Source organism: Fibrella aquatilis, assembly GCF_017353255.1.
In the GTDB taxonomy this organism is placed as follows: Bacteria; Bacteroidota; Bacteroidia; order Cytophagales; family Spirosomataceae; genus Fibrella; species Fibrella aquatilis.
On sequence record NZ_JAFMYU010000011.1, the window covers coordinates 38,860 to 59,900 of the forward strand.

At 53.2% G+C, this 21,041-nt stretch carries 31 protein-coding genes; 28 read left to right on the top strand and 3 right to left on the bottom strand.

Going from position 1 to position 21,041, the window contains the following annotated elements; translation table 11 throughout:
• Positions 1 to 11 precede the first annotated feature (11 nt).
• The 3 genes from J2I48_RS14480 to J2I48_RS14490 all read left to right on the top strand — a co-directional run bounded on the left by J2I48_RS14480 (position 12) and on the right by J2I48_RS14490 (position 2,197).
• Complete coding sequence (locus J2I48_RS14480) at positions 12 to 467, top strand: DUF2721 domain-containing protein (RefSeq protein WP_207336186.1); 456 nt, start codon at positions 12 to 14, stop codon at positions 465 to 467.
• Between the two features lie 57 nt (positions 468 to 524).
• Positions 525 to 1,265, top strand: a complete 741-nt coding sequence (locus J2I48_RS14485) for a proteasome-type protease (RefSeq protein WP_207336187.1) — start codon at positions 525 to 527, stop codon at positions 1,263 to 1,265.
• A gap of 86 nt (positions 1,266 to 1,351) precedes the next feature.
• On the top strand, positions 1,352 to 2,197 hold the full coding sequence (locus tag J2I48_RS14490; protein ID WP_207336188.1) for a transglutaminase family protein: 846 nt from the start codon (positions 1,352 to 1,354) through the stop codon (positions 2,195 to 2,197).
• A 101-nt stretch (positions 2,198 to 2,298) separates the two neighbouring features.
• On the opposite strand, the gene J2I48_RS14495 is transcribed toward J2I48_RS14490, so the two are convergent.
• Positions 2,299 to 2,634 (bottom strand): translation initiation factor, encoded by a 336-nt coding sequence (locus J2I48_RS14495; protein WP_207336189.1) that lies wholly within the window; start codon positions 2,632 to 2,634, stop codon positions 2,299 to 2,301.
• Between the two features lie 15 nt (positions 2,635 to 2,649).
• Positions 2,650 to 3,528 carry a diacylglycerol/lipid kinase family protein gene (locus J2I48_RS14500; RefSeq protein ID WP_207336190.1) on the bottom strand — a complete coding sequence of 293 codons (879 nt, stop codon included), beginning with the start codon at positions 3,526 to 3,528 and terminating at the stop codon, positions 2,650 to 2,652.
• A gap of 139 nt (positions 3,529 to 3,667) precedes the next feature.
• On the opposite strand from J2I48_RS14500, the gene J2I48_RS14505 reads away from it, so the two are divergent.
• From J2I48_RS14505 to J2I48_RS14535, 7 genes are all read left to right on the top strand, one after another.
• Positions 3,668 to 4,099, top strand: a complete 432-nt coding sequence (locus J2I48_RS14505; protein ID WP_207336191.1) for a YybH family protein — start codon at positions 3,668 to 3,670, stop codon at positions 4,097 to 4,099.
• Between the two features lie 36 nt (positions 4,100 to 4,135).
• Positions 4,136 to 6,247: a BatA domain-containing protein gene (locus J2I48_RS14510; protein WP_207336192.1), complete on the top strand. Its 2,112-nt coding sequence runs from the start codon at positions 4,136 to 4,138 to the stop codon at positions 6,245 to 6,247.
• A gap of 346 nt (positions 6,248 to 6,593) precedes the next feature.
• Positions 6,594 to 7,412 carry a hypothetical protein gene (locus tag J2I48_RS14515; RefSeq protein WP_207336193.1) on the top strand — a complete coding sequence of 273 codons (819 nt, stop codon included), beginning with the start codon at positions 6,594 to 6,596 and terminating at the stop codon, positions 7,410 to 7,412.
• 47 nt (positions 7,413 to 7,459) lie between these two features.
• Positions 7,460 to 8,443: a glycosyltransferase family 2 protein gene (locus J2I48_RS14520; RefSeq protein WP_207336194.1), complete on the top strand. Its 984-nt coding sequence runs from the start codon at positions 7,460 to 7,462 to the stop codon at positions 8,441 to 8,443.
• A gap of 56 nt (positions 8,444 to 8,499) precedes the next feature.
• A complete protein-coding gene (locus tag J2I48_RS14525; protein ID WP_207336195.1) occupies positions 8,500 to 9,306 on the top strand; it encodes a TauD/TfdA family dioxygenase in 807 nt (268 codons plus the stop codon).
• Positions 9,303 to 10,277: an aldo/keto reductase gene (locus J2I48_RS14530; RefSeq protein ID WP_207336196.1), complete on the top strand. Its 975-nt coding sequence runs from the start codon at positions 9,303 to 9,305 to the stop codon at positions 10,275 to 10,277. The genes J2I48_RS14525 and J2I48_RS14530 overlap by 4 nt, the downstream gene beginning before the upstream one ends.
• An 11-nt stretch (positions 10,278 to 10,288) precedes the next feature.
• Entirely contained in the window at positions 10,289 to 11,053 is a 765-nt protein-coding gene (locus tag J2I48_RS14535; RefSeq protein ID WP_207336197.1) for a glycosyltransferase family 2 protein, read from the top strand.
• A gap of 3 nt (positions 11,054 to 11,056) precedes the next feature.
• On the opposite strand, the gene J2I48_RS14540 is transcribed toward J2I48_RS14535, so the two are convergent.
• Positions 11,057 to 11,488: a hypothetical protein gene (locus J2I48_RS14540; protein WP_207336198.1), complete on the bottom strand. Its 432-nt coding sequence runs from the start codon at positions 11,486 to 11,488 to the stop codon at positions 11,057 to 11,059.
• A gap of 20 nt (positions 11,489 to 11,508) precedes the next feature.
• Here J2I48_RS14540 and J2I48_RS14545 point away from each other — a divergent pair, with 20 nt between their 5' ends.
• The 18 genes from J2I48_RS14545 (at position 11,509) to rplR (ending at position 21,038) form a co-directional block, all read left to right on the top strand.
• Complete coding sequence (locus tag J2I48_RS14545) at positions 11,509 to 12,480, top strand: YheT family hydrolase (RefSeq protein ID WP_207336199.1); 972 nt, start codon at positions 11,509 to 11,511, stop codon at positions 12,478 to 12,480.
• A gap of 354 nt (positions 12,481 to 12,834) precedes the next feature.
• On the top strand, positions 12,835 to 13,455 hold the full coding sequence (rplC, locus tag J2I48_RS14550; RefSeq protein ID WP_207336200.1) for a 50S ribosomal protein L3: 621 nt from the start codon (positions 12,835 to 12,837) through the stop codon (positions 13,453 to 13,455).
• A 6-nt stretch (positions 13,456 to 13,461) separates the two neighbouring features.
• Complete coding sequence (gene rplD / locus J2I48_RS14555) at positions 13,462 to 14,091, top strand: 50S ribosomal protein L4 (protein WP_207336201.1); 630 nt, start codon at positions 13,462 to 13,464, stop codon at positions 14,089 to 14,091.
• Between the two features lie 3 nt (positions 14,092 to 14,094).
• Entirely contained in the window at positions 14,095 to 14,382 is a 288-nt protein-coding gene (rplW, locus tag J2I48_RS14560; protein ID WP_207336202.1) for a 50S ribosomal protein L23, read from the top strand.
• 36 nt (positions 14,383 to 14,418) lie between these two features.
• Positions 14,419 to 15,243 carry a 50S ribosomal protein L2 gene (gene rplB, locus J2I48_RS14565; protein ID WP_207336203.1) on the top strand — a complete coding sequence of 275 codons (825 nt, stop codon included), beginning with the start codon at positions 14,419 to 14,421 and terminating at the stop codon, positions 15,241 to 15,243.
• Positions 15,244 to 15,250: 7 nt separating this feature from the next.
• Positions 15,251 to 15,529 (top strand): 30S ribosomal protein S19, encoded by a 279-nt coding sequence (gene rpsS / locus J2I48_RS14570; RefSeq protein ID WP_207336204.1) that lies wholly within the window; start codon positions 15,251 to 15,253, stop codon positions 15,527 to 15,529.
• A gap of 92 nt (positions 15,530 to 15,621) precedes the next feature.
• Positions 15,622 to 16,014 (top strand): 50S ribosomal protein L22, encoded by a 393-nt coding sequence (gene rplV / locus J2I48_RS14575; protein ID WP_207336205.1) that lies wholly within the window; start codon positions 15,622 to 15,624, stop codon positions 16,012 to 16,014.
• 5 nt (positions 16,015 to 16,019) lie between these two features.
• Complete coding sequence (gene rpsC, locus J2I48_RS14580; RefSeq protein ID WP_207336206.1) at positions 16,020 to 16,901, top strand: 30S ribosomal protein S3; 882 nt, start codon at positions 16,020 to 16,022, stop codon at positions 16,899 to 16,901.
• Positions 16,902 to 16,993: 92 nt separating this feature from the next.
• Positions 16,994 to 17,422 (top strand): 50S ribosomal protein L16, encoded by a 429-nt coding sequence (gene rplP / locus J2I48_RS14585; RefSeq protein ID WP_207336207.1) that lies wholly within the window; start codon positions 16,994 to 16,996, stop codon positions 17,420 to 17,422.
• 20 nt (positions 17,423 to 17,442) lie between these two features.
• Positions 17,443 to 17,637, top strand: a complete 195-nt coding sequence (gene rpmC, locus J2I48_RS14590) for a 50S ribosomal protein L29 (RefSeq protein ID WP_207336208.1) — start codon at positions 17,443 to 17,445, stop codon at positions 17,635 to 17,637.
• 71 nt (positions 17,638 to 17,708) lie between these two features.
• Positions 17,709 to 17,990, top strand: a complete 282-nt coding sequence (rpsQ, locus tag J2I48_RS28285; RefSeq protein ID WP_310587277.1) for a 30S ribosomal protein S17 — start codon at positions 17,709 to 17,711, stop codon at positions 17,988 to 17,990.
• Positions 17,991 to 17,996: 6 nt separating this feature from the next.
• Complete coding sequence (rplN, locus tag J2I48_RS14600; RefSeq protein WP_015334425.1) at positions 17,997 to 18,365, top strand: 50S ribosomal protein L14; 369 nt, start codon at positions 17,997 to 17,999, stop codon at positions 18,363 to 18,365.
• A 16-nt stretch (positions 18,366 to 18,381) separates the two neighbouring features.
• Positions 18,382 to 18,723, top strand: coding sequence for a 50S ribosomal protein L24 (gene rplX, locus J2I48_RS14605; RefSeq protein ID WP_207336210.1), 342 nt, complete (start codon positions 18,382 to 18,384; stop codon positions 18,721 to 18,723).
• A 40-nt stretch (positions 18,724 to 18,763) separates the two neighbouring features.
• Positions 18,764 to 19,324, top strand: coding sequence for a 50S ribosomal protein L5 (gene rplE, locus J2I48_RS14610; protein WP_310587276.1), 561 nt, complete (start codon positions 18,764 to 18,766; stop codon positions 19,322 to 19,324).
• 14 nt (positions 19,325 to 19,338) lie between these two features.
• On the top strand, positions 19,339 to 19,608 hold the full coding sequence (gene rpsN / locus J2I48_RS14615; protein ID WP_207336211.1) for a 30S ribosomal protein S14: 270 nt from the start codon (positions 19,339 to 19,341) through the stop codon (positions 19,606 to 19,608).
• A 77-nt stretch (positions 19,609 to 19,685) separates the two neighbouring features.
• A complete protein-coding gene (gene rpsH, locus J2I48_RS14620; protein ID WP_207336212.1) occupies positions 19,686 to 20,084 on the top strand; it encodes a 30S ribosomal protein S8 in 399 nt (132 codons plus the stop codon).
• 15 nt (positions 20,085 to 20,099) lie between these two features.
• Complete coding sequence (rplF, locus tag J2I48_RS14625) at positions 20,100 to 20,657, top strand: 50S ribosomal protein L6 (RefSeq protein ID WP_207336213.1); 558 nt, start codon at positions 20,100 to 20,102, stop codon at positions 20,655 to 20,657.
• A 30-nt stretch (positions 20,658 to 20,687) separates the two neighbouring features.
• Entirely contained in the window at positions 20,688 to 21,038 is a 351-nt protein-coding gene (gene rplR, locus J2I48_RS14630) for a 50S ribosomal protein L18 (RefSeq protein WP_207336214.1), read from the top strand.
• Positions 21,039 to 21,041 lie beyond the last annotated feature (3 nt).

A 21,041-nucleotide genomic window follows, 5' to 3' on the forward strand; every position in this document is an offset into this window, starting at 1 on the left:
ACAATAAAAATATGGAACTCACCATTAGTACCCCGGCGCTGCTGTTCTCAACGGTTTCGCTGTTGATGATTGCCTTTACCAACCGGTTTCTGGCCATTTCCAGCCTCATCCGCGATTTGCACGATAAGTTTCGGACCAATCCCGAAGATGTGTACGTAAACCAGATCAAAAACCTGCATCAGCGGCTGTATCTCATCCGCAATATTCAGATCATGGCCGTACTTAGTCTGCTGCTCAGTGCTATCTGTATGTTTGCTATTTTTCAAGGCAATCAGCTCATTGCCAGCTATCTATTTGGTTTTGCCCTGCTGCTGCAAATTTCGGCCCTGCTGATTTCGGTTTGGGAAATATCCATTTCCATCAAAGCGCTCGGCATTGAACTGAGCGACATGGAAAAGGAACTGGGCCACCGCCGGTTCGATCTGTTTGCCCTCCGTTCGCGGCTGGGTGGGTCAGACGAAGGCTAACATGGCCCCTACCCGTTTATCTTTGTTCACTGTACGTTTTACCAATTTCTGCCGCTAATGACCTATTGCCTAGGTATCAAAGTAAAATCCGGGCTGGTTGCCATTGCCGATACGCGCCTAACGTCGGGCACCGAAGTGTCGACCAACCGGAAGATTACCGTCCATGAAGTGGAGAACCACTCGCTGTTTATTATGACGTCAGGTTTACGCTCGGTACGCGACAAGGCCATCATTTATTTCCGTGAAGTGCTGGCCGAGCAGGATAAGGGGTTCAACAAGCTCTACAAAGCAGTTAACGCCTTTGGCGAACAGGTGAAACGGGTGGCAGCCGAAGACAAAGCATCTATTCTGGCATCGGGCATGAGCTTCAACCTGCACGCCATTGTGGGAGGCCAACTTCAGGACGACGACGAACACAAGCTCTTTCTGCTCTATCCCGAAGGCAACTGGGTGGAGGTCGATTCGGGGTCGCTGTTCAAGATTATTGGCAACGCCAATTACGGAAAGCCACTGTTGTTCAGAAACTTAACGTACGAATCGACCCTTCAGGAGGCGCTGAAAATTGGCTTTCTGGCCTTCGACGCCACCCGCGTGAGTGCCAATGACGTAGACTATCCCCTCGACGTAGTAATATACAACAAAGACTCATTCCACATGACCGAACACCGGCTGGAGAAAGAGGACATGGACGAAATCTCGCACCAGTGGAGCGCCCTGCTCAACAACTCTGTCCGCCGTCTGCCCACCTACTGGATGGACCCCATTTTTGATAAAGTCCTAAAAATGAACAATGTATAATGTACACTGAACAATGGCTTCGCGCACTACACTTAATGCGCGAAGCCATTGTTCAGTGTACATTATACATTGTTCATTCCCTTCTCATGCACCTTTCCGTTTGGCATCAGTTGCGGTATCGATACGACCAGCCGGTTGTGCTCAACCCGCACACGGTGTACCTCTATCCGCGCACGTACCCTTACCAACGCCTGCAACACTATGATTTGCAGATCGACCCGGTGCCTTCGAAGGTGGTGCGGAATGTAGACGTAGAGGGCAACGTACAGCAGATTATTTACTTTGCCGGACCCACCGATCACCTAACCATCACCACCGAAACTACGGTTGATTCCGAGCCATTCAACTCACTCGATTTTGTCCTTTTTCCCTTCGATACACAGCATGTTCCGTTTGAGTACGCGTCTGACCTACAACCTTTGCTTGCTCAATATCTGGTACGCGATAGTATAACACAGGCGGTCGAAGTTTGGGCGCGGCAAATTGCCGGTGACGTATCGTGGCAAACGGTGCCATTCCTCCTAGCCCTTAGCGACACTATTCGGCAGTTCGTCTACGTAGTTCGCGAAGAAGGTGCCCCGCTGCCGCCCGAACAAACCCTGCGCGACCGTTGCGGGTCGTGCCGCGATTATACCACGCTCTACATGGCTGCCTGCCGCAGTTTGGGCCTTGCCGCCCGGTTTGTGAGTGGCTACCTCTTCGGGTCGGCACAGCAGCAACATCAACTCCACGCCTGGGCCGAGGTTTACCTGCCCGGTGCCGGCTGGCGCGGTTTCGATCCCACCGAAAACACCGTGGTCGTAAACAAGCACATATTTCTGGCCTCCTCGGCCCACGCCGAACTCACCGCTCCCGTTAGCGGCACCTTCACCGGCCGGGCTAACTCCACGCTGGAAGCAGACGTTAAAATAAAAGGGAGTGGTGAGTGCTGAGTGGTGAGTGCTGAGTGGTAAGTGATGAGTTTGCTGCCGCCAGAGCACTACGCTGGCGGCAGCAAACTCATCACTTACCACTCAGCACTCACCACTCCCTTCTATCCTCCCGCCTTTTTTGCTCCGTATTTCTTGCCCGTCAGGTAAGTCAGGATTTTGTCGCGGTGGTCGCCCTGGATTTGGATCTCGCCGTCTTTTACCGTGCCACCCGTGCCGCAGGTGTTTTTGAGGGCTTTGCCCAACTCGGCCAGGTCGGCTTCGGTGCCCACAAACCCGCGCACGGCCGTCATTACTTTGCCGCCGCCCCGCCGGTCGAGCCATACCTTAAGTTGCTGTTGCTGAGGCGCTAGTGTATCGGCCTCCGGCTCATTGTCACTTTGGTATTCATGATCAGGATTCGTCGAATAAACAATCCCCGTGTAGTTTTTCTTGCTCATTTCAAGAGAGAGTTTTCAAAGTAGTACCAACAAGCTGCCCGGCAGTACCCGCACAATGCAGGTATGACCAGTCAATACAATGGGTTCGCCGTCGGCGTGGGCAAGGAGGGGGGCACTGCTCTGGATGGTGGCCTGCTGCACCCGGTCGCTTCGCCAGTAGGCCGACGTGTTCAGCGATTTGTTGAAGAGCCGCCAGCCAATCAGCCCCGCCATCCGGGCTGGGAACGGTTTAATTTGACAAAGATCCAACTGCCCGTCGGCGATGTTGGCGAGGGGAGCAATCCAGGCGTTGTTGCCAAACTGCGCTGCGTTGGCCACCGTTAGCGAAAACAGCGGCCCGGTCTCCCGGTCGTCTATTATATACTGGGTTGGTTTGTAGCTCCAAAACGCCCGGTAGGCCGTTTTCACATAGGTCTGTAGTCCCCGCGTGGGCTGGTTGGCAAATTCGTGAGCCACGTAGGCTTCAAACCCCAGTCCGGCGGTGCAGAAAAAAGGCAGATCGTTGATCTCTCCGCTGTCAATCAGCACGGGTTTGCCCGCCAGTGCCCGCTGAATGGCCTTTTTTGGGTTCATGGGTAGGCCCAGGTGTCGCGCCAGCCCATTGCCCGACCCCATCGGCACAATGCCCAGCGCCGTGGCTGTTTTGCGCAACGCCCGCGCCACTTCGTTGATCGTGCCATCGCCGCCCATGACTAGCACCCGCCGAATGCCCGTTTGGGCTGCCTGGGCAGCAAGGTCTGTGGCGTGGCCCGCGTGGGTAGTCATGATAAGCTCGGGCTGGAAGCCCTGCCGGGCGGCTTCGGTGGCAATGAAGGTGCGTAAGGCCTCTTTTTGCGCTAGTGGCATCGTACCCGACAGCGGGTTGATGATGACCAAAAGGTCGGTTTTTGGCATCGACATTAAGCGAAAAAGAGAAAAAGAAGGGCAATAAACACCACGATGAAAATATAATACCAGCCGTCGGAGAAGATGTAAGGCTTATATTCCCGGTAAAAATCACGTAACCGTTTCATCCTACGAAGTTCGCCCAAAAATGAGACATATCCTGTTGCTACTTACCTGCCTGGCCATAGCCGCCACTGCCAGCGCACAAACCCCCGCCGACCGCAAGGCCATTTTGGGTATCCTGAAACGCCAGAACGATGACTGGAACGCCGGGCGTGTAGAGCAGTTTATGGTAGGCTATTGGCCGTCTGACTCGCTCACATTCGTGGGTAAAGGCGGTATTACCTACGGCTATGCACCTACGCTGGCCAACTACAAAAAGCGCTACCCCGACCGCGCTGCCATGGGTACACTGGCGTTCACGATCCTAAAAACTGAGTTTCCCGGCCCGAATGTTGCCTATGTCATTGGCAAATGGCACCTCACCCGTCCGCAGGTGGGCGACGTGGGTGGGCACTTTACCCTGCTTTGGCGCAAAATAGCGGGCCAGTGGGTCATCATCAGCGACCATTCGTCGTAATTCGCCTAAATTCGGGCTATCAAGCGTTACTCGTTCATGAGTTTTCTGTATCCGTCTTTTTTGTGGGGACTGCTCGCCCTTTCGGTGCCGGTAGCCATCCACTTATTCAACTTTCGGCGTACGCGTCGGGTCTTCTTCACCAACGTTGCCCTGTTGCAGACGGTACAAACCACCACCCGGTCGTTTCGGCGGCTGCGGCATTGGCTTATTCTGGCGGCGCGGTGTCTGTTTCTGGCGTGTCTGGTGCTGGCCTTTGCACAACCCTTTCTGCCCTCCAAAAGCCGGTTGGGCCTCTCGCCGCAGGGTATGGTCAGCTTCTACGTCGATAATTCGTACAGTATGCAAAACGAGTCGGTGGCCAACCGGCGCTATATCGATATGGCCACGGGCAAGCTCGATGAACTGCTTACGCTCTTCCGCAACGCCACCGACCTGCACCTGCTCACCAACGATTTTTCAGCCGACGAACAACAACCCGGCACTGCCGAAGCCATCCGTGACCGCGTCCGGTCCATCCGGCTGGCCCAAACGCCCCGGTCGCTGGAGAGCGTGTACCGGCGGCAGCGTAACCTGCTGGCGGGCGACGGGCGGGCGGGTAAACACCAGCTGTTCTGGTTTTCCGACTTCCAGAAAAGCACCGTCGGCGACCTTTCGCGCCTGAAAATAGACACCACCGATCAGCTCTTTCTGGCCCCGCTCAATGCCTCGGCCCTGCGCAACGTGGCCGTCGATTCGGTGTGGCTCAGTACGCCGTTTGTACGCGAAATGCAGAACAACAGCCTGCACGTGCGGCTGCGCAACAGTGGCCGCGAAGGCGTTCGCAACCTGCCCATCAAGCTCTATCTCGACGATATTCAAGCCTCTACGGCTTCGGTGAGCATTCCGGCCAATGGCACCGGCGACGTACTGATGACCATTAACGTAACCAAAAGCGGTTTCCACCGGGGGCGGGTGGTGTTTGACGATTTTCCGATCACGTTCGACAACGAATATTACTTCGTGATCGAAGCCTCGCCACCCATTCGGATTGTGCACTTGTATGGTCAAAAAAGCCCCACCGACTATGTACAGGCTGTTTTTGACAATGATAGCCTGTTTAACTTTCGCCAGTTTTCGGCCCAGAACTTCGACATCGGACAGCTCAAAGGCACCGATCTGGTGGTATTGGAAGGCGTGAGCACCGTAGGGGGCACGCTCCGCACCGAACTGGAACAATATGCCCGGCAGGGGGGAAGCCTGTTGGTGATTCCGTCGGCGCAACCCGATGCGGCTAGTTATGGCCCGTTTCTCAGCAGCCTTGGCCTTGGTTCGGTACAAAACCAACCCAACGCCACCCCGCTACCCGTGGCCGACCCTGACCGCCGCAATCCGTTTTTCGCCGACGTGTTCCAGCAAAATTTTCAGCAGGAAGCCCTAAACATGCCCTCAGCGGCCCCCGTTTGGCAATGGACCGGCGGCGACCGGCTGCTGAGTCTGCGTAGTGGACAGCCGTTTCTGACCCAGTTGTCAGTGCGAAGTGGTGCCAGTGTGGGCAATGGCATTGGGCAGTTATATGTTCTGGGTAGCCCGTTGTTAGAAAATTATGGCAACCTGGCACAGCACGCCCTCTTTGTGCCGGTGATGTACAAAATTGCCGCCCTCAGCGTACGCCCCCAGCGCACGGCCTACACCTTCGACGAAAGCGTGCTGACGTTTCCAATCCGGGTTGAGGCGGGGCAGGCGGCCGACAAAGCGGTATACCGGTTGAAGCATAACAAGCTGGGAATCATACCCGTACAGCGCGTGGTGGGGAGCCAGCTCATTCTGGAACTGCCCAAAAACAACCAACTCAACGCCGGGCAGTCGCTCGACGCGGGGTATTACGAATTGCAGCGCACTACGGCCAACGGCAACGCCCAAACCGAACGGCTCCTGGCTATCAACAGCGGCCGCGCCGAATCGCAGATGGCCTTCTACACCCCCGCCGAACTCCGGCAGGCCTTTGCCAATCAGCCCAACGTGCAGGTGTTCGATGATTTGAAAGACGGCGATTTTGTCCGCGAACTGGAGAAAGATAACCTCGGCACCAACCTCTGGCCGTATTTCCTCATCGCTGCGCTAGGGTTTGTCCTGCTTGAGATTGGGCTAATTCGGTTTATGAGAGGGTAAAAGGGAGTTTTCTGTTTGCTGTTTTGAGTTAGCTAGCGCTGGAGTAGCTACGTGCTGTGGTGTACTGCTGACGCGCGGCCCCTCGACTGCGCTCGGGGTGACAACGAACTTGAAACAAGCCAGTCTAGTTGCTTATTATCCTGTCACCCCGAGCGCAGTCGAGGGGCCGCGCGTCAGCAATACACCACAGCGCGTAGCTGCTCCAGCGCCAGCCAACTGAAGACTGCAAACAGAAAACAGAAAACTCTTTTCGGAACAGTCCCTTCACGAACTTAGTTTTGGTTTTTCAGGGAGTGGGCCGGTACTTTGTCTATGCTCCCGTTGTGACAATGAGCCATGCACTGCTATGAAAGAGCTTGCCAAGTATTTAATTCGCGTTGATGCCCAGTTTATTGATGGACAAATAGTGCCCGAAATAGCCCCCAGCGAGGTGATGCGGTTGGTGAATGAACCCAACATCGTTGTTGTGCGCACGGGTATACCAGGCCAACTGCTACACAACGTGATTGAGGCCACGCGGGCCTGGGCCGCTACGGTGCCCCCCAGCGAAGAAGCCGACACGTTTGATAATAATCAGCACAAGAAGCGGCTGCACATTGCTAAAATCCAGCAGGCCCCGCAACTCTTCCACGACCATACGTTTGATGCCATCATGGATCTCGACGAGGCCCATCGCCAGACGCTACTGGCCGTTTTTGACCCCGTACGCCAGTTTTGGAACAGCCTGACGAGCAACAATGCCGAGTTTGGCATTAGAAAAGGAGAGCCTTATTTCCACCCTCAGGTAACGCATTACCCCCTGGGAGGCAGCTTTTTTGGCCGTCACTGGCACCCGCTGAACCCGCAGAAAGTAGGTACGATTCTTGCGTTGAATCAGTATGGCGAAGATTACCATTCGGGGGGCACGGGTTACGTTATTAATGACCACATTGTGGAAACAGAAGGCTTTCAGGATCAGGGTGATATGATTCTGTTTCGCTATGATCTGCCACACTGGGTGAGTCCGTCAAGCTTTGCCGACCGTTTTAGCTGGGATGACCCGCGTGGCCGTTGGGTATCTATTTTGCCCTTCTACGACCCCTGGGGTGCCCCTGCTGATAATAAAGAGCCGCAAGGCTGGAAAGAACAAATCAAAGTAGCTAACCCCGACAAGGTGGTGGCTTAATCAGATCATTGGCCGTTTGTTAGCTGGCTATAAATGATCTTCCTTACATGAATGTAATCAGCGTCCTCATCATCACCTATAATCAGGAGCGGTTTATCCGGCAGGCCATCGACTCGGTGCTTATGCAGGAGACTACGTTTCCGGTTGAAATTCTGGTGGGTGATGACTTCTCGACCGACAGCACCCGCGCCATTATTCAGCAGTATGAGCGCGACTATCCGGGTCGGGTTATTGGGGTATTGCACCCGCATAATATGGGCAAAAACGGAGGAATCAACTTCCTTGAGACCCTGAAACACGCCAAAGGACGCTATTATGCCCTCATGGATGGCGACGATTACTGGACCGATAGCCAGAAGCTGCAGCGGCAGGTTGAGTTTCTGGATGCCCACCCGGAGTGTTCGATGGTGTTTCACAACGCGCTGATTACCTACGAAGATGGGTCGCCGCCACATGCACTCAACGGCCCCGACATGAAGCCCGTCTACACCGCTGCCGACCTTATTGGCGAGGAAGATCACGATATCTGGTTCATGGCCACGTCGAGCACCATGTACCGCAACACCATCAAAGAGTACCCCGCCTGGTTTAGCGACTCGGTCAGCGGCGACATTCCCCGGCTGCTGTTGTATGCCAAACAGGGCAACATTGGCTACCTGCCCGAGGTGATGTCGGTCTACCGAAAGAATAACAATGGCACGAGCTTCACCGACAAGTGGGACGACATTGTTTTCCTGAAAAATCGGTTTGCCATGTACAGCAACATCAACCGCGAATTAGACTACGCGTTTGACAAATCGTACCGGAAAAAGCTGGCCAGTATTGTGCGGTTGATGATTAAGAGCCGCCAATACCGAAATAAGTTTGCCGGGCGGCTGCGGTTTCTGGCCAAATACGTGCGTATGGCCCGGCCGTCGCTGGAGGAATTGAAAATTTTGCTGCGCGACGAAGTGTTGCCCCGCAAATGGGTGGGCCGTTATAGCAAAGTGGCCATCAAATCGCACCGGGTGCTAAATGGTGAGGCTTCATGACCACCAAGAATAACATTATTTGCTACTTTAACTGACGGAATAACGTCACAGACACTATGAATTTCTTCGCTAAAGTTGAGTATACCACGCTGGACGACACGATTCAGCAGGTAAAGCAGGCTGTGTTGTCGAACCGGGTGGTACATCTGGCCAACTTTAAGCCCGATCTGCCCGTCCATGAATTCTATAGCCGATTGTCTGAAACCATTGGCAAAATCCACGCTGCCGGCGAAGATATGTCAACAGGGAAACAGACCGAAAACCGTTGGATTGACATCACGTACAACCCCGAAATTCCTGACCGCTACCGGTCGAGCAACACCCGTCAGCCTCTCCACACCGACGACTCCTATGTGGAGCTATATGACGAGGTGGCCGTGAATTTCTTCTACTGTGCCTCAAGAGCCAAACTCGGTGGTGCTACCACCTACATTGATTTGCAGATGGTGGTCGACTGTCTGAAGATGGACGAAGAAACCGACCTGCTCAACGAACTGATGAGCACCGACGTGGTATTCTCGAAAGGGGGGAGCCGCAAAGTGCGCAAGTGCCTCGACCAGGATGCCGAAGGTTATCTGGCCAACTGGAATTACTTCTGCATCGACCGCGAAGAGAACTCCGCCGAGGTAATTGACCTTTGCGAACGCTGGCACAAATTCCTCGAAACCCGCATCATGGAAGCCGGTATCGTGATGCCCCTGCAACTTCAGGAAGGCGAATGCGTATTCTTCCACGACGACCGCGTCATGCACGGCCGCAATGCGTTCTTCGCCGAATACCCTGGTCAGCGTAGCCTCATCAAAGGCAAGATCATTCTCGAATCGGCCAACGAACGGGCTGCTCCGTCTACCGTTGCGGCATGAATTGGCCGCACGGCGCGAAGGCTGTAGGACAGTTAGGCATCGGCACCTGGCAACTGGGTGGCCCCAACTATCAGGGCGACAAACCCACGGGTTGGGGCGAAATCGACGAAAAAACGGCCATCCAAACCCTACAAACGGCTATTGATGGCGGCGTGCGATTCATCGACACCGCCGATTCGTATGGTGCCGGGCAAGCCGAAACATGGGTGGGTAATGCCCTGCGGCAGTCATCGGCGCAGGGCATTACCGTTTGCACCAAGTTTGGCAACCGCCGCGATGCGGACGGGAATAATAGTCAGGATTATAGTCCCGATTACCTCGCCGAAGCCGTTGATGCCAGCCTCCGCCGCCTTCAGCGTCCCACGCTCGACATACTCCTGCTCCACAGCCCACCTGACGGATTTGATTGGGCCACGTATGACCCGCAGCCATTTGAGGCACTCATTCAGGCCGGAAAAATCCGGACCTACGGGGTAAGTTCGCGGTCGGTGTATGGGGCAAAGCGAGTTATGGAAGCTGGGTTTGGCTCGGTGCTGGAAGTAATTTACAACGCCCTGGACCGCCGCGCCGAAGATGTCCTCTGGTCTGACCCCCGCGCTCACGGCTACCAGTTTATTGCCCGCGTGCCGCTGGCATCTGGTTTTTTGAACAGTCGGTACCTGCACGAAGATCCCGCATTCCCTATCGACCAATACCGGCACTACCTGCCCGACCGTGACCGCGACTGGTTGGTAAACAGTTCGCGCCAACTCCAGTTTTTAGATAAGCTGGAAGGTGGCATGTCGGTGTCGGCGCTTCGGTTTTGCTTGTCAAATCCGGCGGTTTCGGTAGTTATTCCGGGTGCTCGCAACGCCGCTCAAGTGCAACAACATGCCCTGGCAGCTCAGTTAGGGCCTTTGCATACCGAAATTATTCATCAGATAGCGCAGGCCGTACCCGACGTACCTGCTCATTGGAAACCTGCCAATTAATTCACTAGCCTATGAAACTCAGCGTTGTCATTCCGGCCTACAACGAGGAAGAATCCATCTCGCAAACCTTGCGTTCGCTTTACCAGACATTAGCCAAGCACGGTATTGACCATGAGATCTGCGTCACCAACGACAACTCGAAAGACAACACCCTGGCTGTGTTGCAACAATTGCAGCAGGAGATTCCCTCGCTCGTGGTGTTCACCAACCTAGGGCCAAACGGGTTCGGTTATGCCGTTCGCTACGGTCTCGAACGCTTTTCGGGCGATTGCGTGGCCGTTTTCATGGCCGACATGTCTGACGACCCGGAAGATCTGGTGAAGTATTACCACAAAATGCAGGAAACGGGTACCGATGCCGTTTTTGGTTCGCGCTGGCAAAAAGGCGGACGTGTGATCGATTACCCGGCGGTGAAAAAAGTGATCAACCGCGTGGCTAACCTAATCATCCGGCTCATGATGGGCATCCGCTACGACGACACCACTAATGCCTTCAAGCTATACCGCCGCGAAACGATGGAGGGCATCAAACCCTTCCTGTCGCCCCACTTCAACCTTACCGTTGAGTTGCCCTTGAAGGCGATGGTACGCGGATACAGCTATGAGGTGGTGCCCAACAGTTGGACAAACCGCAAGTACGGCGAGTCGAAATTGAAGATCAAAGAGATGGGCAGCCGCTACTTTTTCATTCTATGCTACTGCTGGATCGAGAAGCATTTCTCGCGCGGTGATTTCAAAAAGAAGACCGCCAAACCAGCCGCCGTGGTAAGCCGGTAACTGTCAAAGCAGTGCTGGGAGTTGGTAGATTAGCACAGTAAACACTAGTCCCCAGAAAGCGCCGCTGAGTAGCATGGCTATGACGATGCGGAGGGGGGCTACCCGAAAGGATACCGCCAGAGCCGTACCGCCAAGGGGTGTTAGCAACACGGGCGTGAGCAGGGCAATACCCGTAATGCCCGACCGTCGCCACACTTTCACGGCAAATCTGGTGCGTTTAGAAAACAGTTTGGGGGGTGTTTTGCGATAACGTTGCCGCAACTTGTCGAGGGCCGAATGAGCAAAGACCACCAGCAACACGCTCGTCATCATACCGGCTAGGGTGCAGATTGCCGTCTCCAGCCAGGTTAGTTGCAACGCCAGCCCCGCCAGTGGCCCCCCAATGAATTTGAGCATGCTGGCCAGCATCACCGATATATATTTGGCGTATTCCATAGTTGCGTCGCTCAAAGTTAATGCCCACGGTCTCCACTGCCTATCCTGGCCCGCCCCGTTACCAGTATAACGGCCACCTGCAAACCATTGTGCCCAGCCTCACGCGCAAGGTGCCGGGCATCATGTACGAACGGGAACGTCTGTTCCTGACCGATGGCGACTTTATTGACCTCGACTGGCTTCGGCAGCCGCAGTACCAAAAGTTGATTATACTCACCCATGGCCTGGAGGGCGATAGCCACCGCCAGTATATAAAAGGAACGGCCATCCTCTTTCATACCAATAACTTCGACGTACTGGCCTGGAACTGCCGTTCGTGCAGTGGCGAAATGAACCGGGCGTTCCGGTTATATAATCACGGCGAAATTGGTGATATCGGTGAGGTGATTCATCATGCGCTCTCCCAGAAATCGTATACCGAGGTTGTGCTGATTGGCTATAGTATGGGCGGCAACATCACGCTTAAATATGCAGGCGTACATGGAGCAAACCTGCCACAGGCTATCAAGCGGACCATCGCTATTTCGGCCCCGGTCAATCTGGAAACCAGCGCAGGCCTGCTCGATTGGCCTTCAAATCGGTTTTATCGGAATCGGTTTATGAAAAAGCTGGCCCGGAAAATGGTGTTGAAAGCACAGCAGTTTCCGGGCCGCATTGACCTTGGCCAATTAACACAGGTACGCCGCTGGAAAGACTTCGACGATCATTTTTCGGCTCCCGTCAACGGCTATCTGGACGCCGACGATTTCTACCATCAGGCCTCAGCTATCCATTTCATGCCTGGTCTGGCCGTTCCAACGTTACTGCTCAACGCCCAGAACGATCCGTTGCTTTCGCCGGAGTGCTACCCGCACGAACTGGCAAGTCAACTGCCTAATCTATTCCTGGAAACACCCACGCAGGGCGGCCATGTAGGCTTTATGGTGCGCGGCGATACACACACCTACGCCGAGCGGCGGGCACTGGCTTTTGCGCTGGGGCAACTGGGATAAAACTATTTTTGGTTGTACTCATCAAGTGTCGGGATAATTTCCTACTTTTGCAGTCCCAAATGCGTAAGCGAGAGGGGCAACATAGCAGCGGGTGAAGGTCTGAAAAGAAACCACACCTGATTTTTTTACGGTAGTCAATCCCACGTGGGGTGTTGGGCTGCTTTGAGGAGGTCAGGTGCCATGCGCCCGGCCTTTTTTGTTGCCTGAAAAACAAGCCGTTGTATAAGCGAGGCGTTTTTTCTACTTTTGCGGTCCCATTTTGGGTGGTCCGGCAACCCGGGGTCCGGCCTACCGGCGGTGCGGCGTTCCGCAAGAGTTCAATCAATCGTTCACCTGCTTTTTAACAAACAGAAAATGTCTGGTTTAATTGGTAAAAAGATCGGGATGACCAGTGTGTACAATGCGGACGGGCAGGCTCTGGCATGTACAGTTATCGAAACTGGTCCCTGTGTCGTTACCCAGGTCCGTACAAAGGACAAGGATGGCTATGAAGCTGTTCAACTGGGTTTCGGCGAAAAGAAAGAAAAGCACGCTAACAAGCCGATGCTGGGTCACTTTAAAGCGGCCAACACTACCCCCAAACGCAAACTGGTTGAATTCAAAGAATTCGAGCAGAGCTTTAACCTCGGCGACACCTTGCAGGTAGCTGACGTTTTCGGCGAAGGTGACTTCGTTGATGTGGTTGGTACAGCCAAAGGTCGTGGTTTTCAAGGCGTTGTGAAACGCCATGGTTTTGGTGGTGTGGGTGGTCAAACCCACGGTCAGCACAACCGCGGTCGGCACCCAGGTTCTATCGGTGCGTGTTCATTCCCTTCGCGGGTGTTCAAAGGGCTTCGCATGGCGGGCCGGATGGGTGGCAACCGGGTAACGGTGCAGAACCTGAAAGTGCTGCGTGTATTGCCCGAGCAAAATCTGCTGGTCATCAGCGGGTCTATTCCCGGTGCTAAAAATTCATTCGTCATTATCGAAAAATAAGCCGCCATGGAAGCTATCGTTTATAACAGCAAAGGCGAAGACACCGGCAAGAAAGTCGATCTGTCGGAAGCCATTTTCGGTATTGAACCAAATACCCACGCGATCTACCTGGACGTTAAGCAGCACCTGGCCAACCGTCGGCAGGGAACGCACAAGACGAAAGAGCGTGCCGAAAGCGCACACTCAACGCGTAAACTGAAGAAGCAAAAAGGAACGGGCGGCGCTCGTGCCGGTAGCTTGAAGTCGCCGGTGTTTGTTGGTGGTGGTACCATCTTCGGTCCCCGCCCCCGCGATTATTCGTTCAAACTGAACAAGAAAGTAAAGGCGCTGGCCCGTCGGTCGGCCCTGTCGGCTAAAGCGCAGGCCAACAACGTATCGGTACTGGAGAACTTCACCTTCGATGCTCCCCGTACTAAAGACTACGTTGCTTTCCTGAATGCTTTGCAACTGAGTGACAAAAAGACGCTCCTCATTCTGCCTAACGTTGATACCAACGTGGTGAAGTCGAGCCGGAACATTCAGAAAACGCGTGTGATGACGGCTGCGCAGGTGAACACGTATGATTTGGTTCACGCCGATCAACTGCTTATCAGCGCTGATGCCCTTGACGTATTACAAACCATTTTAGCCAACTAAGTCATGGACGTGCTGAAAAGACCAATCGTGACCGAGAAGATTTCTGCCCAGAACAAACTGGGTAAGTATGCCTTCGCGGTAGATCCGAAAGCCAACAAGATCGAGATTGCCAAAGCCGTTGAGCAACTGTATGGTGTAAACGTGGTAAGCGTAAACACAATGCGTAAGCTGGGCCGGAAACGCTCGAAGAATATCAACGGACGGGTAGTAACGGGCCGTACCCCACTCGTCAAGAAAGCCATCGTGACCGTCGCTGAAGGCGAAGTGATCGACATCTACGGAGAATTATAGCCTCATCCCATAGGCTGACAAACCGAACCAGTAATCATGGGCGTAAGAAAACTAAGACCAGTAACCCCCAGCTCGCGCTTCCGTGTGGCTCCCGACTTTAAGGAGCTAACCACCAGCAAGCCCGAAAAAAGCCTGTTAGAGCCTCTGAAAAAATCAGGGGGTCGCAACAACACAGGCCGCCGGACGATGCGCTACATTGGCGGAGGCCACAAGCGCATGTATCGTATTATCGATTTCAAACGCGATAAATTCGATATGCCAGCTACCGTTGTTTCGGTAGAATATGATCCAAACCGCTCGTCGCGCATCTCGCTGGTGCAGTATGAAGACGGCGAAAAGCGCTACATCATTGCGCCACAGGGTATCACCGTAGGCCAGACCATCCAGTCGGGCGAAGGCGTAACACCTGATGTTGGCAATGCGCTTCCGTTGGCCAAAATGCCTATTGGTACCATTGTTCACTGCGTTGAATTGCAGCCTGGCAAGGGTGCTTCAATGGCCCGTTCGGCTGGTACCTATGCGCAGCTGGTAGCTCGTGAAGATCGCTACGCCGTGCTGCGTTTGCCTTCGGGCGAAACCCGCCGGGTGCTAAACGTATGTTACGCTACTGTAGGTACGGTAGGTAACGCTGACCACATGAACGTCACGATTGGTAAAGCCGGTCGTAACCGTTGGTTGGGTCGTCGTCCCCGCACTCGTGCCGTAGCCATGAACCCTGTCGATCACCCAATGGGTGGTGGTGAAGGTCGGGCATCGGGTGGTCACCCGCGCTCACGCAACGGTCAGTTTGCCAAAGGTCAGAAGACCCGCAAGCCAAAGAATGCGTCCAATAAGTTGATCATTAGCCGTCGTAAAAAGTAATCAGTAAATGGCACGTTCACTCAAAAAAGGCCCCTATATCGACTACCGCCTCGACAAGAAAGTTGAAGCGCTGAACGATTCGGGCAAAAAGTCGGTGGTTAAGACTTGGTCACGCCGGTCTATGATCTCGCCTGATTTTGTTGGCCACACCTTTGCTGTGCACAACGGCAACAAGTTCATCCCGGTCTACGTGACGGAGAACATGGTTGGTCACAAACTGGGCGAATTCTCACCCACACGAAACTTCCGTGGTCACACGGCTAAGAAAGACAAAGGCAAACGGTAAAAACAATTAAGAATTAAGAATGAACAATTAAGAGTATCACCAAAGTGGCACAAATTCTTAATTCTTAATTCTTAATTCTTAATTCCTAAAACATGGAAGCAATAGCTAAGCTTAAGAATGTACCCTCGTCGCCGCGTAAGATGCGGTTGATCGCCGATCTGATCCGCGGTCAGCGCGTGAGCAAGGCGTTGGGTGTGCTGCGGTTTCAACCGCAGGCCGGTGCTGCCGTACTGCAAAAAGTCCTTCTTTCGGCAGTGGCCAACTGGCAACAGAAATATGAAGGGGAGCGGATTGAAGATGCCGACCTGTTCATCAAAACTATCTTCGTTGATGGCGGAACGATGCTGAAGCGTCTGCGTCCTGCTCCACAAGGTCGTGGCCACCGGATTCGCAAACGGTCGAACCACATCACCATCGTGATCGACAGCAAAGCTCCTGCTCTGCCGGAAGTAACATCTACTGTCGAATCATCTGAAAACGCATAACTCGAATGGGACAGAAGATTAATCCAGTAGGTTTCCGGCTCGGTATCGTCAAAGGATGGGATTCGAGTTGGTACGGCGGCAAAGAGTTTTCGGATAAACTTGTCGAAGACCAAAAAATCCGTAAATACATCGCGGCCCGTATTCCCAAAGGTGCCATTGCCCGCGTGGTTATTGAGCGCACCCTGAAGCGGATCACCCTCACCATTCACACGGCTCGTCCGGGTATTGTGATTGGTAAAGGCGGCGGCGAAGTAGATAAGATCAAAGAAGAACTGAAAAAGATCACGGGCAAAGATGTCCAGATCAACATTTTCGAGATCAAACGCCCTGAAATTGATGCCAAACTTGTTGGCGAAGCTATTGCCCAGCAACTGGAGGCCCGGATTTCATTCCGTCGCGCTATGAAGCAGGCCATTCAGTCGGCCATCCGGGTTGGTGCACAAGGTATCAAAGTGAAGGTATCAGGCCGCTTGGGTGGTGCAGAAATTGCCCGCTCAGAGCAGTACAAGGAAGGTCGTGTTCCCCTCCACACCCTGCGTGCTGACATCGACTACGCCCTCTCAGAAGCCCAAACGGTATACGGCAAGATCGGTATCAAAGTATGGGTTTTCAAAGGTGAACTATACGGCAAGCGTGACCTCTCGCCAGCAGCGTTGATGACCCAGGCCTCGGCCGGTGATCGGGCAGGTGGCGGCAACGACCGTGGCGACCGTCGTGGTCGTGACCGCGGCGATGATCGCGGTGGTGACCGGGGTGGCCGGGGTCGTAACGACCGTGGTGGCAATGACCGTGGCGGTGCAGCCGGTGGCAATAACCGCGGTGGTGGTGGTGCTGGCGGTAATCGTGGCGGTGGACCAAATCGCGGCGGTGGCGGCGGAAGACGATAAAAATGAGTTTTCAGTTTAGCGTTTACAGTTTGTCCGCTCATAGATGACCAACTGAAAACTGAAAACTGAAGACTGTAAACTTCTTACATAAGATGTTACAGCCAAGAAGAACCAAGTTTCGCAAAATGCATAAAGGTCGTATTCGGGGTCTCGCAACACGCGGACACGAGATCGCCTTTGGCACATTCGGTATTAAATCGCTTGAGCCTGGTCGGATTACAGCCCGTCAGATCGAAGCGGCCCGTATTTCAGTAACGCGGGCAATGAAACGGGAAGGTCAGGTCTGGATCCGTATTTTTCCCGACAAGCCTATCACCAAGAAACCCGCCGAAGTACGGATGGGTAAAGGTAAAGGTGCCCCTGAGTATTGGGTGGCCGTTGTGAAGCCCGGCACGATTATGTTCGAGGCAACCGGCGTTCCGCTCGAAACCGCTCAGGAAGCCCTGCGCTTAGCCGCTCAGAAACTTCCTGTTCGCACGAAGTTTATTGTTCGTCGGGATTATCAGGAACAGGAAGCATAAGCCACAGGCATCTAGTAGCGATGAAAAATCAGGAAATCAGAGCCTTGTCGGCCGAGCAGCTCCAGGAGCAGCTTAAAGCCGAAAAACAACAATTGCAGAAATTGACGTTTGCCCACGCCGTTTCGCCCATCGAAAATCCGATGCGTATTCGTGAAAGCCGCAAACTCATTGCCCGGTTGTATACAGCGCTTACGGCAAAGTCTAATCAGGCATAAAGCTCATTAACGCAATGGAATCACAACAAGAGCAAACTCAGCCACAGGTTTCAGAAACCCCGGCGGCTGTTGTGCCGAGTGCCACTCAACCGAGCGGTGTTCAGCGGAGTGCCCGGAAAGAGAGGGTTGGTAAGGTCACCAGCAATAAAATGATGAAGACCATTACCGTAGCTGTTGACCGGAAAGAGAAGCACACCAAATATGGTAAGTTCATGACCAGCACTACCAAGTTCACGGCACATGACGAGAACAACGAGTGCGGTATTGGCGACACGGTTCGGATCATGGAGACCCGCCCGTTGAGCAAGAATAAGCGTTGGCGTTTAGTTGAAATCATCGAGAAAGCGAAGTAAGCCACCATGGTACAGCAAGAATCAAGATTAGGTGTAGCGGACAACAGCGGCGCAAAAGAAGTGCTGGTGATCCGTGTGCTGGGCGGTACGGGCAAGCGGTATGCTTCTCTCGGTGACAAGATTGTGGTAACGGTAAAAGCCGCTATCCCATCCAGCAATATGAAGAAGGGCACGGTGTCGAAAGCCGTTGTCGTTCGGACCAAGAAAGAAGTTCGTCGGAAAGACGGTTCATACATCCGCTTTGAAGACAATGCGGCTGTGTTATTGAACAACAACGACGAGCCACGTGGCACGCGCATCTTCGGGCCGGTAGCCCGCGAATTGCGTGAGAAGCAATTCATGAAGATCGTTTCGTTAGCTCCCGAGGTTATCTAAACCCCAGGTTATTGACATGGAAAAGAAAAAGACAGTCGTTCCGCACAAATTTCACATCAAAACAGGTGACACTGTAGTGGTGATTGGAGGCAACCATAAAGGTCAGCGGGGCGTCATCAAAGAAGTAATCCGGGAAAAAGACCGGGCAAAGGTGGAAGGCGTGAACATGATCACGAAACACATCAAGCCAACGGCTCAAAATCCACAGGGTGAACTGAAGAAAGAAGAGGGCACTATCCACATTAGTAATCTGATGCTGGTAGACCCTACCACTGGTGAGCCAACGCGCACCGGGCGTCGGTTGAACGACAAAGGCAAGTTGCAGCGCTTCTCGAAAAAGACGGGCAACCTGATATAATCAGTTTTTGTGTCTCCAACACATTAAACACACGAAGACAATGGCCAGTATGCCACGATTGAAAGAGAAGTATGTAAACGAAATTGCTGAGCAACTAAAGCAGAAGTTCGCCTATAAATCGGCGATGCAGGTGCCCCGGCTTAGCAAGATCGTGATCAATAAAGGGATCGGCGCTGCCGTTGCCGACAAAAAATTGGTCGACGTAGGCGTTGAAGAATTAACAACGATAGCCGGTCAGCGGGCAGTAGCCACGATCGCCAAAAAAGCAGTATCGAACTTTAAGCTGCGCGAGGGTATGCCTATCGGTGCTAAGGTTACGTTGCGTGGCGATCGTATGTATGAGTTTCTTGATCGGTTGACCTCAGTAGCACTACCTCGGGTACGTGACTTCAAAGGCATTAGCGATAAAGGATTCGATGGACGCGGTAACTACACGTTTGGGGTGAAAGAGCAGATCATTTTCCCTGAGATTAGCATTGACAAAGTGTCTCGTATTTCAGGTATGGACATCACGTTTGTGACCACGGCTGAGTCAGACGCTGAAAGCATTGAACTGTTGCGCGGTTTGGGTATGCCCTTTGCCGGTGCTAGCAAAAAATAAGCGAAACCAATCAAATGGCTAAAGAATCACTCAAAGCAAGACAGCGCAAGCGGGAAGCCATGGTGGCTAAATACGCAGCCAAGCGCACGGCACTCAAGGAAGCTGGTGACTACGCTGGCTTAGATAAACTGCCGAAGAATGCCTCACCAGTTCGGTTGCACAATCGTTGCAAACTGACCGGTCGCCCTCGCGGATACATGCGTAAGTTTGGTATTTCACGGGTAACGTTCCGTGAGATGGCTAGCGCAGGCAAGATTCCGGGTGTAACCAAGGCAAGCTGGTAAGGTTTTATTTCTCAAACAGTTTCCGTACTTTTGCAAGCCTTTTTCTAAAATAGGCCAGCAAGTAACTCCTTGCAGAAATGAATACAGATCCGATAGCAGACTTTTTGACCCGCGTCAGAAACGCCATCCGTGCCAAGCACCGGGTGGTGGAGATCCCTGCATCAAACATCAAAAAAGAGATTACCAAAGTATTGTTCGACAAAGGCTTTATCCAGAACTACAAGTTCGACGAAACTGGTCCTCAGGGAACAATCAAGATTGCATTGAAGTATAACCCCACCACCAAGCAGTCGGCTATTGTTGATCTGCAGCGGGTGAGCCGTCCTGGCCTGCGTCAGTACAGTGGGGCTACGACATTGCCGCGCATCCTGAACGGGTTAGGTGTGGCAATCGTGTCAACGTCGAAAGGCGTTATGACGGATAAAGAAGCACGGACCCTCAATGTGGGTGGCGAAGTGCTGTGTTACGTCTATTAATTCAGAACCAACACTATGTCACGCGTAGGGAATAAGATAATTGAACTGCCTTCAGCGGTAAGCGTCTCTGTTGATGCAGAGAACGTGGTAACTGTTAAAGGCCCTAAAGGCACCCTGTCTCAGGCAGTTGATCGGGACATCACCGTATCTATAGATGGTACGCAGGTGAAAGTAACCCGCCCAACAGAGCAGAAGCGGCATAAAGCTATGCACGGGTTATACCGTGCCCTCATCAACAACATGGTCGTTGGCGTGAGCACTGGCTTTAAGCTCGACCTGGAGATCATAGGCGTGGGTTACAAAGCAACGGTAACGAACAATATCCTTGAATTGAACCTGGGGTATTCGCACAATATCTTCCTGGCTATTCCAGCCGAAGTAAAAGCGACAGCCGTTACCGAAAAAGGTCAGAACCCAAAGGTTTACCTGGAAAGCTCAGACAAGCAACTCGTTGGTGATGTAGCGGCTAAGATCCGTTCACTACGTAAGGTTGAGCCGTATAAAGGCAAAGGCATTCGTTTTGTGGGTGAAGTTGTACGTCGGAAGGCGGGCAAGTCAGCCAGTAAGAAGTAATTACTGCCCATTTGGTTGGTATCAAATAACATGGCAAAGAAGCAAGAAAGACGGCAACGGATTAAGTTCGGGATTCGTGCAAAAGTATCTGGCACGACAACCCGTCCCCGTTTGTCAGTATATCGCTCAAACAAAGCGATCTATGCTCAACTGATTGACGATATAGCTGGCAAAACGCTGGCATCGGCCTCATCAGTAGAGTTGAAGAGTGAAGTAGAAGGCTTTACGGTTGAAACCGCGAAGAAAGTAGGTCAGCGTTTGGCCGAAAAAGCTGCTACTCAAAGTATTCAGTCGGTGGTTTTCGACCGCAACGGCTATTTGTATCACGGCAAGGTGAAAGCCCTGGCCGACGGTGCCCGCGAGGGTGGCCTCAATTTCTAAACG